At 37.3% G+C, this 13,270-nt stretch carries 12 protein-coding genes; 11 read left to right on the forward strand and 1 reads right to left on the reverse strand.

Features of this window, described 5'->3' with window-relative positions; translation table 11 throughout:
- The first annotated feature begins 5 nt into the window (after nucleotides 1–5).
- The 11 genes from ACYSNQ_RS03395 (at nucleotide 6) to ACYSNQ_RS03445 (ending at nucleotide 11,862) form a co-directional block, all read left to right on the forward strand.
- Complete coding sequence (locus tag ACYSNQ_RS03395; protein WP_426081394.1) at nucleotides 6–1,187, forward strand: hypothetical protein; 1,182 nt, start codon at nucleotides 6–8, stop codon at nucleotides 1,185–1,187.
- Nucleotides 1,188–1,219: 32 nt separating this feature from the next.
- On the forward strand, nucleotides 1,220–1,705 hold the full coding sequence (locus ACYSNQ_RS03400) for a hypothetical protein (RefSeq protein WP_426081395.1): 486 nt from the start codon (nucleotides 1,220–1,222) through the stop codon (nucleotides 1,703–1,705).
- Between the two features lie 47 nt (nucleotides 1,706–1,752).
- Complete coding sequence (locus tag ACYSNQ_RS03405) at nucleotides 1,753–2,931, forward strand: hypothetical protein (protein ID WP_426081396.1); 1,179 nt, start codon at nucleotides 1,753–1,755, stop codon at nucleotides 2,929–2,931.
- Nucleotides 2,932–3,176: 245 nt separating this feature from the next.
- Nucleotides 3,177–5,060, forward strand: a complete 1,884-nt coding sequence (gene dnaG / locus ACYSNQ_RS03410) for a DNA primase (protein WP_426081397.1) — start codon at nucleotides 3,177–3,179, stop codon at nucleotides 5,058–5,060.
- A gap of 81 nt (nucleotides 5,061–5,141) precedes the next feature.
- The gene (gene rpoD / locus ACYSNQ_RS03415; RefSeq protein WP_426081398.1) at nucleotides 5,142–6,248 is read left to right on the forward strand and encodes an RNA polymerase sigma factor RpoD; all 1,107 of its coding nucleotides are present in this window, start codon (nucleotides 5,142–5,144) and stop codon (nucleotides 6,246–6,248) included.
- A 203-nt stretch (nucleotides 6,249–6,451) separates the two neighbouring features.
- Nucleotides 6,452–8,554 (forward strand): cell division site-positioning protein MapZ family protein, encoded by a 2,103-nt coding sequence (locus tag ACYSNQ_RS03420; protein ID WP_426081399.1) that lies wholly within the window; start codon nucleotides 6,452–6,454, stop codon nucleotides 8,552–8,554.
- A gap of 323 nt (nucleotides 8,555–8,877) precedes the next feature.
- Nucleotides 8,878–9,585 carry an AzlC family ABC transporter permease gene (locus ACYSNQ_RS03425; protein WP_426081400.1) on the forward strand — a complete coding sequence of 236 codons (708 nt, stop codon included), beginning with the start codon at nucleotides 8,878–8,880 and terminating at the stop codon, nucleotides 9,583–9,585.
- Nucleotides 9,575–9,898: an AzlD domain-containing protein gene (locus tag ACYSNQ_RS03430; protein ID WP_426081401.1), complete on the forward strand. Its 324-nt coding sequence runs from the start codon at nucleotides 9,575–9,577 to the stop codon at nucleotides 9,896–9,898. The genes ACYSNQ_RS03425 and ACYSNQ_RS03430 overlap by 11 nt, the downstream gene beginning before the upstream one ends.
- A 21-nt stretch (nucleotides 9,899–9,919) precedes the next feature.
- Nucleotides 9,920–10,771, forward strand: coding sequence for a CvfB family protein (locus ACYSNQ_RS03435; RefSeq protein WP_426081402.1), 852 nt, complete (start codon nucleotides 9,920–9,922; stop codon nucleotides 10,769–10,771).
- Between the two features lie 173 nt (nucleotides 10,772–10,944).
- Nucleotides 10,945–11,415 (forward strand): ferric iron uptake transcriptional regulator, encoded by a 471-nt coding sequence (gene fur / locus ACYSNQ_RS03440; RefSeq protein ID WP_426081403.1) that lies wholly within the window; start codon nucleotides 10,945–10,947, stop codon nucleotides 11,413–11,415.
- A gap of 42 nt (nucleotides 11,416–11,457) precedes the next feature.
- Nucleotides 11,458–11,862: a hypothetical protein gene (locus ACYSNQ_RS03445; protein WP_426081404.1), complete on the forward strand. Its 405-nt coding sequence runs from the start codon at nucleotides 11,458–11,460 to the stop codon at nucleotides 11,860–11,862.
- A 149-nt stretch (nucleotides 11,863–12,011) separates the two neighbouring features.
- On the opposite strand, the gene gap is transcribed toward ACYSNQ_RS03445, so the two are convergent.
- Nucleotides 12,012–13,022 carry a type I glyceraldehyde-3-phosphate dehydrogenase gene (gene gap / locus ACYSNQ_RS03450; RefSeq protein ID WP_426081405.1) on the reverse strand — a complete coding sequence of 337 codons (1,011 nt, stop codon included), beginning with the start codon at nucleotides 13,020–13,022 and terminating at the stop codon, nucleotides 12,012–12,014.
- Nucleotides 13,023–13,270: the final 248 nt, after the last annotated feature.

The following is a 13,270-nucleotide window of genomic DNA, read 5'->3' on the forward strand; positions in this document are numbered from 1 at the left end:
CGGCAATGAACAATAAAAAAAGAATAACGATGTTAATTTTTGTTTTAACAGTTTTATTGTTTTCAGGCTGTACAATTAAGTCGAAATCTGAAAATAAATCAGCGATAAATGACTTTCTAAAAACATTTCAAATGAAACAACTAAAAACAGAAGACGCCGAAAAGTTGCTGCCTGAAAAAATTGATTTGCCTATCAATGAAAAAGATTTCAGCTACGAATATGTAGATGCTAAAGTGATAAATAATCAGCTATATATTATTTTGGCGAGTGAAAAAGTGGATTCTGAGACTATTTCTACAGAGAAGCGTTATCAAAAGTCCAAGTTGATGACCTATGACTTTCAGAAGCAGTCTTTTGAAGAGGTGCAAATCGGTAATACAGATAATACTATTTCATTCGAATGTATTCTTAAGGATACTGTTTATTTACGTTATCAATCCGGAAGCTATAAAGAAAATACTGAACAGTTAGGTCTTCTCGAATTAAATCCCGCAACAAACAAAACAGTCGACAAAATAAAATTAAATTCCAAGCTTAAAGATTTTGTTATTGTCGGGAATGATATTTATCAACTTTATAACGATGAGAAGAATGAGGAAGCTATCATTCAAAAATCAGATTTTGAGTCTATGAATATGGAACAGGAATTTGAAAAAAGCGATTCGGAATTCAGCAAACTAAAATCAATGATGGATAAATCCAAAGCGGGCTATTCTTATGATTATACTTTCTTTAATGCCATAGAAGATGGAAACTACACCAGTTGGACCATGGAATCAGGAGAGAAAAATACATTGTTTAAAGCAAATAGTTTAGAAGCTGGTCAAAGATTGGCTGATGAAAAGTTTTTAGAAATAATCGATTTTTACCCAGGAGGTAGAAGTGGTGAGGATCCGCCGATGCATTTTTTAACCTTGTATAATTTGCCTGAACAAGAGCAGGTTCTTTTGTACGACGATTTATATATAAACAGAACAAAGGAATTTCAGAACAGCTACACAACTCCAGCAAACCAAACCCATTTTTTAATTAAAGACTTCAAAGGAGATTGGGCACGATATCATATTGAAGAAAATGTGCTAATTAAAGAGTCGATTCCAGATACAGAAAACTTTGCTACAACCATGGCGATGAATAATGGCTGGTTTTTCCTAAGTGATGGAAAGACGATTTTGCTGATAAAATGAGCGTATAACTTGATGGAAAAGGAAAATTAGATATGACTGTTAAAAAAATAGTACTTATAAGCAGTTTAGCTTCCACAATTATTATTGGTGCAATATTTCTATTTTCTCTTTATAGTTTCAATGAAGAAAAAAAGATTTGGGAACATTTATCAAAAAAAGAAGCGGATTTCCTGTTGAGAAAAGAAGATGGTGTCTATACTAATACGGATGGCTATTCTATGAGTGCAACAGACTATAGCCTTTTGTATTATTTAGCTATTAACGAAAGTGGCAATGACACGGAAATTTATACGAAAAAAAGTGAAAAAAAGGATTTCTGGTACATCACTCGTTCAACTACAACCAATGGAGAAGTTGAAATAGACTATGTAATCTTTGAAACGTCAGCCTTTTTAGCAAAAGATGTTTCAGAAAAAGAATTTAAGCAAGCTATCAAAAAAGATAAAGGACTAAGCTTTTCTAAAGACCAAACACAAACCACAATCGAACCTTTATACGTTAAAAAGTATGTTGATTGAAATCTGAATAGAAAAGGTAAGGAGAATGAAGCCGACTGAAAAATAAGATGATTATCAATGGAAATGGTAAAAAATGGAGCAAAAACCAAAGATATCTATTAATTTTATTGATAGCTATTATATCTCTTTCGGGATGTAATTTAGCAAATACTAGTGTGAACGAAGAAGTCACGACATCTGAATTTTTAAAAACATTTGAAATGAAACGGTTAAATACTGAAACGTCTGAGGAACTTATCCCAGAAAAATTAGAGATACCAAATGATTTTGAAATATCAAAAAATGATTACATTGATGTGAAGAGTGTTGGAAATAAGCTATATATTATCACAGGTAAAGATTTATCTGATAATTTAAGCTATGAAACAATGACATTATTTAGTTATAACCTAGAAACTAAAAACTATCAGACGATAATATCAAAAGATGAGGATGTTAGTATCTCATTTGAGTATGTTGAAAATAGCAAAATCTATATTAGAAAATATGATTCAACAGATATGCATTTGGGGTTAGTAGAGCTCAATACAGAAACAGATAAAATCGTTGAAAAATTACCAATGGGTGATTGGGAAGATTTTGTTATTATTGGCAAGAGAATTTTTACACTGGAATCACAAAATGATGAGAAAATTCAAGAATTTGATTTCTTAACCATGGAAAAAAGGACCAGTTATGAAAAATCAAATACTCAATTTGAGGAAATCAAGCAGCGCATGAATAGTTGGGAAAATGGTTACAGTTTTGATTATTCATATTACCATTCAATCAAAGGAGAAGGGCTTTTTTCTTGGGACATGAAAACAGGAGATGCAACTCTTTTGACTGAAACAAATGCTAAAGATGTTGGCCAACGATTAGGTGATAATATTTTATTGCAAAACCATCAATATTATAGTGATGAAATGAGTGGCGAAGAAAATGCATTGGAGATAGTAACTGCTCTGGATTTAGCAAATCAAAAAGAATATTTTCTTTTTGATGATTCTGAGGTTTTTTTGCATAGTAATCATTCCTTGAAAATTCCTAATGAAACAGCAACACCTGCAAATAATCATTACTTTATTGCCCAAGACTTTCAAAGTAATTGGGCACGCTATCATATGAAAGAAAGCGTGCTTATTAAAGAGCCGATTCCGAATACTGAAAACTTTAAGACCACAATGGCGATGAATAATGGCTGGTTTTTCCTAAGTGATGGAAAGACGATTTTGCTGATAAAGTAAAACGGATTAAGAACGCAACGAATCACATTGGGAATATCCAAGCGCATCTATGTGATTATCACGAAAAATGACAATGGGTTTCTCAAAGTGTAGATAACTTGAATTAAATCGATTTTGTGGTACAATAACTATGTGTAATTGTGTCATTTGAAGACGTACTGAAAGCAAATGCAGATCAGTGCGTCTTTTTACCGACTGTTCACATTCACATGAATCAGTGATTTTGCTCTTTGGAGGTGAGAATAGTGGCACAAAGAATCCCTCAGGAAGTTATTGATGAGGTGCGTCAGCGGACGAATATTGTTGAGATTGTTGGTCAGTATGTTCAGCTAAAGAAATCAGGCAAGAACTATATGGGGTTATGTCCGTTTCATGAAGAACGTTCCCCGTCCTTTTCAGTGGCTGAAGACAAGCAAATATTTCATTGTTTTGGTTGTGGAAAAGGTGGAACTGTTTTTAATTTTGTACAGGAAATCGAAGGTATCAGCTTTCCAGAATCTGTTCAGAAGATTGCAGAGATGGAAAACATCCCTTTGCAGATTGATTTATCCAATCATATGGACCAAAGCAATACCGGCGATCCGAAGCGAAGACAGCTTCTGGAGATGCACAAAAAAGCATCGGAACTTTACCACCACGTGTTAATGAATACTCAAATTGGCGAAACAGCGCTAAACTATCTGTTGGAACGAGGATTGACCAGAGAAATCATCGAAGAATTTCAAATAGGGTTTGCCCCTCAGAAAAGAGATTTCCTTAGCCAAGTGTTTGCCAATGAAAAAATTGATGATTCTTTTTTTCAGGAATCTGGTTTATTTATTCAAAGGGATAGTGGAGAATTTCTTGATCGTTTTTATCAAAGAATTATGTTTCCAATTAGTGATGCACAAGGAAAAATCATTGCTTTTTCCGGACGTCTATTAAAGACAGACAGTTTTTCCGGAGAAGATATGCCTAAATACTTAAACAGCCCAGAGACGAGTTTGTTCAACAAGCGGGATACGCTGTTCAATTTTAATCTTGCACGGAAAGAGATTCGAAAAGAGAATACAGTATTTCTTTTTGAAGGCTTCATGGATGTGATTGCTGCCTGGCAGTCAGGGATTAAAAGTGGCGTGGCTTCAATGGGAACTAGTTTGACAAATGAACAAATCCGACAGCTTGAGCGGGCAGCGGAAGAGCTGGTTTTATGTTATGACGGAGACACTGCCGGAATCGAAGCAACCAAACGAGCCATCTCCTTATTAACCGAACATAGCCGATTCAACCTAAGTATCGTTAATATTCCTGAAAAGCTTGATCCAGATGATTATTTACGAAAATACGGAAAAGAAGCTTTTAAGGAACTGGCACTTCATGGTAGAGAAACAGTTTTCACCTTTAAAATGAGGTATCATCGTCTTTCTCGAAACATGAATAATGAGAAGGAACGGCTGGATTATGTCAATACGATGCTCCAAGAGTTAGTCTTGGTTGATTCTCCGTTGGAAAGAGACCATTATCTAGGACAACTCTCAGAAGAGTTCCTAATGTCTCAGCATAGCTTAGAAGAACAGCTACGCTTGATTGAAACAGAGAAGAGACAGAACACCAGAGACCAAAGACAATATCCTTCAGATGCTGCAGCTTCTTATGTTCCTCCCTATATGGAAGAAGAACCAATAGAGACAGCAGCACCACCAAGAGAAAGCCAAGAGCGATTGTCCCGTGTGGAAAAAGCAGAGCGTATGCTGCTTTATCGGTTGATGAATGAAGGAAATGTACGGGCAGCACTGCAGCAGCAGAATTTCTCATTTGTTCATACAAAGTACGAGGAGCTCTATATGTGTCTGGCCGATTTCTTATCTGTCTATCCAGATTTCAATCTAGCTCAGTTTTTAGAATACTTGCAAGATGAAAAACTAAAAGAATTGGTGATTACCATTTCTTATCAGGAAATGTCTGAAGAAAGCTCTCAGAGAGAGCTGGACGATTTACTAAATGTCGTTATGTATTCAGATATTGAAACTCGGATTGAAGAATTAAATAGGGAAAAACAAGAAGCGCAGCGCTTGGGAAATCAGCCTAGGGTAGATGAACTTTCTATGGAATTGATCAAACTTGCGCAGAAAAGACAAAAAACTCGGTAATTCCAGCAGAAAAAGATTAACAAAACATAAACAGTTGTTATATAATAGATAGGTATGTAAATATGAAGGGGGCCTTCTTTCATGGAAAAAGAAACAGAAAAGAAATATGCTGAGGCTGTTGCAGGCTTTATCAAAGAGAATAAGCCGAAAGGTACAGTTGTCTATGATGATTTGGCAAATAAACTGGCAACACCTTTTACACTAAATGCTGACGAAATGGAAAAACTGATTCAAAAAATTGAGGACGCTGGAATCAGTGTTGTCGATGAAAATGGTGATCCAAGTGAGCACAGCCTGAAAAAAGATGAAAAAGTAGCGACTAAAGCTCAAATGGAAGATTTATCTGCCCCAACTGGTGTTAAGATTAATGATCCAGTACGTATGTATTTGAAAGAAATTGGTCGAGTTCAGCTTTTGACAGCGGAAGAAGAAGTGGACTTAGCGTTGAAGATTGAAGAGGGCGATCAGGAAGCTAAACAGCGTCTGGCTGAAGCAAACCTGCGTCTGGTTGTTTCAATTGCAAAACGGTATGTTGGCCGCGGTATGCAGTTTTTAGATTTAATTCAAGAAGGAAATATGGGTCTGATGAAGGCCGTAGAGAAATTTGATTACCGCAAAGGATTTAAATTCTCAACTTATGCAACCTGGTGGATTCGTCAGGCGATTACTAGAGCAATTGCCGATCAAGCTAGAACAATTCGTATCCCAGTGCATATGGTTGAAACGATTAATAAATTAATTCGTATTCAGCGCCAGCTCTTACAAGATTTAGGCAGAGAACCAACGCCCGAAGAAATTGGTGCTGAAATGGACTTGCCTACAGAAAAGGTACGGGAAATTCTGAAGATTGCTCAAGAGCCTGTATCACTGGAAACACCGATTGGTGAAGAAGATGATTCTCATCTTGGTGATTTCATTGAAGATCAGGATGCAACAAGTCCGGCAGAACATGCTGCTTATGAGCTGCTTAAAGAGCAACTGGAAGATGTTCTGGATACATTGACTGACAGGGAAGAGAACGTTTTAAGACTGCGTTTTGGCCTTGATGATGGACGTACGCGGACACTGGAAGAGGTTGGGAAAGTTTTTGGTGTTACAAGAGAGCGTATCCGTCAGATTGAAGCGAAAGCTTTACGGAAGCTGAGACACCCGTCACGTTCAAAACAATTGAAGGATTTTCTGGAATAGTCGATTTTTGAAAGAAGTTTGGACCTGAACCTTTATTAGGAGGGTCATTCCTATGTAACAGCTCTTTTCGAACAAGTCGAAGAGAGCTGTTTTTAAATTTCTTTACGGAATCGTAACATAAAAGTTACCTAGTACATATTGGAACAAAAGTAGTTTTGTGATAGATTAGATTTACTTGGTAGAGTAGAATGTGAGGCGAAAAAATGACGAAGCATTGCCCTAATTGTGGAAATGAACGAGATGATAATGAAAAAATATGTTCAGCATGCGGTTTTGTGTTTTCAGATGATGAAAAGAATAAAGCGGATGAAAACAATTCCTCTGAAGATAATAAACAGGAGCAGTCCGATGGATCTTCCTCTCATTTTTCCGGTAATGAAGAAAATGAATCGATTGAATGGGCCGACTTGAAGGATTTAAGTATTGGACATGTGATGGATATGTTTAATGAACAGCAAAAGACAGCGGAAGAAGAAAATGAATCAGTAGAACCTTTAACTGAAGAAGAAGAGACAGAAAGTACATCAACTAATTCTGATGAAATAATTTCTCCGTCTGAAAGTGCAGAGGCACCTGAGACTGTAGCTGAGCAAGAGGAACAACAGGTTCAGGAATCCGAAGCTGCCGAAATGGATACACCTGACGAAACCATAGTAGGAGAGCCAGTTGCTGAAATGGAACAAGATGAAGCGGATGCCGAACAAGAAAATGATAGTGAAGCAACGTTAAAAGAGTATATTGAAGCACATAAAAAGGAAACCGCGAAAACAAAGTCTCCTGAATCTAATCCAGTGAATGAACCTTTAGAGATAGAAGAAGAATCTGAAGTGGACACAAATCAAACGATTCAAAAAGAAGACACAGTGGAACAGGAAAAAACTGAAGCCCCCGTTATTCCTGAAACAGAGGAATCAAACGAGCAGCTGGAAGAAACTCATTCAGTCCCGCCGGTTGGAAATGATACAGATGGAACAGAGGCAAAGGAAGAACCACTGGTCATTGATTCAAAGAGTAAGAAACCGGAAGAAATTGAAATGGATGCAGCACCAATCTTTTTCAAAGAGAAGGATGTTTTGCCGTCTGAATTGGGCCCAAGGAAGAAAACTTCTCAGTTTGCCAATCTGGATCAGGCTGAACGGCCAAAAACCAATTCAAATCAGCCGCCTAAGCAGTCAACATCAGAAAGAAATAAAAAAAGAAAAAAAACACCGCTGATTTTAGCAGCAGTGGCTGCTTTAGCTTTAGGGGGTGGAGGCTGGTACTATGTACACAGCCAAAATCAGGCAAAAGAAAAAGAAGCAGCTGTCACGAATGCACAAAAAGAGCTGTTGAAGAAGACAAAAGCTTCAATTAATAGTTATTTTCTTAATGATGAACAAGTTTTTCTTAAATCAGAAATGGTCAATGTGAGTACAGATTCTGTAGAAGCAGATTTGGAAAAACTCAAGGATGAAAAAGAGTATCAGACGCTTTCGGAATCGTTGGATAAAGTGAAGGAAAAGCAGACCGTAATTAACAAAGTCAATGAGCTTTACACTTCATCTGTTATTGCTGGGGATACCTTTAAAGAACAGCCAATTGTTGCTGACAAAGCTGTTTCATTATCAAAAGAAACAGGCGACGACGGTTTTTCAAAGCTGATAAATCAAGCAATTGATAATGCTAAAGGGCAGTACGATCAGCTGCAAACGGCTAAAGCCGCTGTTGCGAATATCTATAAAGAGGATAAAGCAACAGAAGCGCTGTCGCAGCAGACCTATGCAACAGCCGAAACAGAAGTGAATAAAATCAAAAATTCAACTTTAAAAGAACCATTAACAGCTACTTTGAAGAAGGCTAAGGCAGCGTTAGATACCCAGCTAGCGGCGATTACTGCAGAACAAAATCAAGCGCAGGAATCTGCTGCTGTAGAAGGTTCTGCGAATAATCAAGCGGCAGCAGATGGCTCTGCGGGAGCTGCTGGAAGCACTGGAACTGCTACTGCTGGCGCAGTAGACGCTAACGGCTTCTCTGCACCAGACAGCAATGGAGTTTACACAGCCCCTGTTTACCCTGAAAACCCAACAGATGTTGCTGATAGCAGTAACCCTGCCTGGATATGGGCACCTGGTATTCAGGAAAAAGTAATTGCTACCTGTATTGCTCGAGGCTATATGACAGCAGATGGCTATTACCTGCAGCCAGCTCAAATTGTTAATGGTCAAGGATATTACAATTTATATAAAACCGATGGTACGTACCTTGTAACTATCAACGCTCAGACTGGCTGGTTCAAAGGAAATGCTTCAAGAAATGCGGGACGTTAATTGATACAGATACGGCTGATTAATTAAAGAATAGGATAAATTAAGAGGTCGAGACAAAAGTGTTTAGCTCTGAGAAATAAGAGTTCAGGTATTTACTTATGTCCCAAATTCTGCCAGTGAAGAATGATTGTATTTATTTATCAAACAAAGAGTTTGGAATGCAGTATTCCAGACTCTTGTTCTATTATAGCTCTTGTTATGCAGCTCACTTGGGGTTCTTAATTATATATCAGCCAAGGGAAATCAGTCTATTTTCCGTCTGCTTATGAGATAGCATAGATGATAGAAATGAAATATAGTTATAGTAGGGAGGAATTCTTTGGATGGAGAAGGTTAAGTACGAAACATTTCGGGAAGGGGTTCAGGCTTGTCTGCCCACTGTACTTGGGTATGCAGGAATTGGTATTGCAGCTGGAATTGTTGGTAAAAGTGTAGGCTTATCTGTTTTTCATGTGGCGATGATGTCGATACTGATTTATGCAGGCAGTGCACAATTTATTATTTGCGGGATGCTGGCAATTCAGGCACCTGTTTCAGCTATTATATTAACAACATTTTTGATTAATTTACGTCATTTTCTGATGAGCATGTCAGTAGCTAGCTTTTTCAAGAAAGAGTCATTGATTACAAATATTGGTATTGGCAGCCTTTTAACAGATGAATCCTACGGCGTACTGATGACAGCTATTTCAAATGAACATAAAATCAGTTCGAATTGGACACACGGCTTAAATATTACAGCATATCTTGCCTGGATTCTCTCCACAGTGGGCGGCGCCTTGTTAGGGAACTGGATTCCTGATCCTTATATGCTGGGGCTGGATTTTGCATTGGTAGCAATGTTCGCTGGGCTTTTTGTACTTCAGGTAGATACAGCAATCAAGAAGAAAACAAAACAGACACTGCTAGTTATTTTTTCTGTCTGTATTTCTATCTTTATATCAATGAAATTTTTTTCATCAGAACTTGCAGTGCTTATTGCAACTCTGATTGGCTGTGGAGTGGGGGTGACGGTTTCTCATGACGAATAGTTATATACTGCTCACCATTGTTGGCTGTGCCATTGTTACCTGGCTGCCTCGGATTATTCCTTTTGTTCTAACAAAGAAGCTGTCATTTCCTGATTGGCTATTAAATTTTCTATCCTATATTCCGATTTGCATATTAACAGCACTTTTATTCCAAAGTATCTTAATTTATAGAGAAGGGGAATTTCCAGGACTCAAGCTGCTGGAAGCAGTCAGCTGTATTCCTACATTACTGGTTGCTGTTCGAACGAAAGATTTGATGCGGACAGTCATTACCGGAATCATCACTATCGCTATTCTGCGATTCATTTTTTAACACATAGAGAGGAAGAAGGCAATGTACGAATTATTAGGAAATATATTTACAGCACTAGTTATTGATCAAAATGACAGCAGCTACTTTTTGCAAAAAAACGGGGTTACTTTTCGTTTATCAAAAGAAGAAGGAGAGCATCAGCTGGGAGAAGCTGTAGAAGGCTTTGGATATGTGAATCAAAAGCAGGAGCCTGCCATGACAACAGTTATTCCAAGTATTCGTTTAGATAAGTGTGGTTTCGGCGTAGTTACAGGTGTACGGAGAGATTTAGGTGTCTTTGTAGATATCGGATTAAAAGATAAGGACGTTGTGGTTTCCATGGATGAGCTTCCTGTTATGAAAGAGCTTTGGCCTAAAAAAGAGGACCGTCTGATGATATCATTGAAAACCGATGATAAAAACCGTATTTGGGGACAATTGGCGGATGAAAAAGAATTTCAGGCCATGGCACAGCCGGCAGATGAAGCAATGAAAAACAAGAATATTACAGGTACAGTGTTTCGTCTGAAAATGGCTGGTACTTATGTTTTAACTGAGGAACTACATCTTGGGTTTATTCATCCTTCTGAACGATACCAGGAACCCCGCTTAGGTGAAAAGATTTCTGGTCGTGTTATCGGTGTGAGGCCAGACGGTATATTAAACCTTTCGTTGAAGCCAAGAGCCCACGAAGCAATTAATGACGATGCAGCAATGTTGTTGACCTTCCTTGAACGTTCTGCTGATGGAAGAATTCCGTATACAGATAAATCAGCTCCCGAAGAAATAAAGCAGGCCTTTGGCATTAGCAAAGGTCAATTTAAACGGGCAATCGGCCATCTGTTGAAAGACAAAAAGATAAAGCAGGAAGATGGTTTCACAATTTTATTGTAGTTTAGATTACAGTGAAACCGTGAAAAATACTTATACCGGGAAAGTGTTAAAAAAATAATGATTCTAATTGAGAATCACTTGCAATTGTTTTGGAGTTAATTTATACTTATTATAATTTGGAAGTGAGAATTTGATTATCAGATTATAATTATTATAAATAAGGGGTTTTCTTTATGAACTCAATGGCAGCATTAAAAAAAATTAAGAAGCAATTACATGAATCAGGATTCAAATTAACGCCTCAAAGAGAAGCAACACTACTTGTATTGCTGGAGAATGAAAAGGACCATCTTTCGGCTGAAGAAATCTATTTTTTAGTTAAAAGAAAAAGTCCGGAGATTGGCTTAGCAACTGTTTATCGGACGTTGGAAATTTTGACGGATATTAAAGTGATTGATAAGGTCAGCTTTAATGATGGTTTGGCTCGCTATGATCTTAGAAAAGAAGGTGCTAAGCACTTTCATCATCATCTTTTGTGTCTAGAATGTGGTAACATAGAAGAGGTTGAAGAGGATCTTTTAGGTGAAGTAGAAGAAATCGTAGAGCAACGGTATCATTTTGTTGTAAAAGATCACCGTCTAACATTTCATGGTATTTGTCAAGAATGTCAGCAAAAAGAAGCTGCTGAGAAAAAAGGAGAATAGTTCATTTATTTCTAAAATATTAATAAAAAGGGGAAATTTGTTGTGAGTGTTCCAAAAGGTTGGAAGTGGATAGGTTGGTTACTTTGTATTGGTTCGGTTATACAGCTCTATCAGTTGATTCAAGTTTTTGAAATAGCTATGTATGTGAGTGACTTACTGATTTATTTAGTTATTGTATTAAGCTTTAATGTGGTAAATGGATTAACTGGTATTTTTTTAATAAGAGGAAGTATTATTGGCTATCACTTGACGAAGGTGTTAATTATTCTAACACTGGTCTTTCCTGTGCTGGAATTACTTACCTTTGGTAAAGCTGAGATACTCTCAGTACTAGTTAGACTATTCATACTTTCTAGAATTGTATCAAAAAATAGTGATTTATATCTTACTCATTTGCGTCTTGAAAAGAGTGAGCGAAATAAGCAAAAGCTTGCTGATGTTGAGTAGTCTATAGTATAAAGAAGCAATTATAAAAAAGCTTAAAACTGCTTCTTTTAGTATTGGTAAATGCTTCTTGTTTTATGTTTTTTGAGTAAAAAAACCGGACAGCCGTTCAAAGGAAGGCAGCTGTCCGGTTTTGTATTTTACTTTAGAAATTACAAGTTGGCAAATTTTTCCAACAAACGAATCATTTGGCAAGTAAAGCCATATTCGTTGTCATACCAAGCGACTGTTTTAACTAACTGGAAGTCTCCCGCAGTTGTTACTTCTGTTTGTGTTGGGTCAAAAATAGAACCTTCAGTAGTACCAATCACATCGCCAGAAACGATTTCACGGTCATCATAACCGAAAGAAGGATTATCAACAGTATGTTTTTTAATCGCTTCGTTGATTTCATCTGCTGTTACTTTCTTTTTAAGAATAGAAACCAGCTCAGTTAAAGAACCATCAACTACAGGAACACGTTGTGCATGACCTTGTAATTTACCGTTTAGTTCAGGAATTACCAAGCCGATTGCTTTAGCAGCACCTGTTGAATGTGGAATTGTATTGTCGGCAGCAGAACGTGCAGCTCTTAGATTACCGCCTTTAACTGGACCATCCAGCAGCATTTGTGTTGAGGTATAGGCGTGAACAGTTGTCATTGTTCCAACTTCAATCCCAAATTCATTATTTAGGAAGTAGGCCATTGGAGCTAGACAGTTCGTTGTACAAGAACCTGCAGAAATGATTTTGTCATCGCTGGTTAATGTATCATCATTCACGTTATATACAATTGTTTTCATGGCACCTGCTGGAGCAGAAATAACTACTCGTTTTACACCTGCGTCTAAGTGAGCTTGTGCTTTTTCTTCTGAAGTGTAGAAACCTGTACATTCCAAAACGATGTCTACACCGTTTTCTTTTGCCCATGGAATTTTACTAGCATCGGGTTCTGCATAGACACGAGTTTCTTCGCCATCCACTACAATGGCATTATCAGTTGCGGTAACAGTACCTGGGTACGTACCATGTGTGGAGTCGAATTGTAATAACTGCGCCAACATTGTTGGGCTGGTTAAATCGTTGATTGCTACCACTTCAATATCATCTGATACTTCTTTTATACGTCGAAAAGCTAGTCGACCAATTCGTCCAAAACCATTAATACCTACTTTTACTGTCATAGTGCTAATTCCCCCTTCATTAATTAAGCAGAATGGATTCTTCTACTTATGTTTACACTTCATAGTTTGCAACCGAACGGATTTTTTGTCAAAAGATACACCTCGAAATAAAAAGGTAAAGTCAGTTCTTTAAACTAAAAATTAGAGGAAAATCAAAAGAACAGAGAAATCTATCCGTGTAGGGAGTTCTCTATTCAATCTGGTTTTGATAGAGCAACTTAATTAACTGAAGCAAAATATTAATTAGC

The organism is Enterococcus sp. LJL51 (assembly GCF_054871795.1).

Excerpts from the sequence above, each read along its gene's own strand:
- ACYSNQ_RS03395 (WP_426081394.1), top strand. The coding sequence starts at position 6 with ATGAACAATAAAAAAAGAATAACGATGTTAATTTTTGTTTTAACAGTT.
- ACYSNQ_RS03400 (WP_426081395.1), top strand. The coding sequence starts at position 1,220 with ATGACTGTTAAAAAAATAGTACTTATAAGCAGTTTAGCTTCCACAATT.
- ACYSNQ_RS03405 (WP_426081396.1), top strand. The coding sequence starts at position 1,753 with ATGATTATCAATGGAAATGGTAAAAAATGGAGCAAAAACCAAAGATAT.
- rpoD (WP_426081398.1), top strand. The coding sequence starts at position 5,142 with ATGGAAAAAGAAACAGAAAAGAAATATGCTGAGGCTGTTGCAGGCTTT.
- ACYSNQ_RS03420 (WP_426081399.1), top strand. The coding sequence starts at position 6,452 with ATGACGAAGCATTGCCCTAATTGTGGAAATGAACGAGATGATAATGAA.
- ACYSNQ_RS03425 (WP_426081400.1), top strand. The coding sequence starts at position 8,878 with ATGGAGAAGGTTAAGTACGAAACATTTCGGGAAGGGGTTCAGGCTTGT.
- ACYSNQ_RS03430 (WP_426081401.1), top strand. The coding sequence starts at position 9,575 with ATGACGAATAGTTATATACTGCTCACCATTGTTGGCTGTGCCATTGTT.
- ACYSNQ_RS03435 (WP_426081402.1), top strand. The coding sequence starts at position 9,920 with ATGTACGAATTATTAGGAAATATATTTACAGCACTAGTTATTGATCAA.
- fur (WP_426081403.1), top strand. The coding sequence starts at position 10,945 with ATGAACTCAATGGCAGCATTAAAAAAAATTAAGAAGCAATTACATGAA.
- gap (WP_426081405.1), bottom strand. The coding sequence starts at position 13,022 with ATGACAGTAAAAGTAGGTATTAATGGTTTTGGACGAATTGGTCGACTA.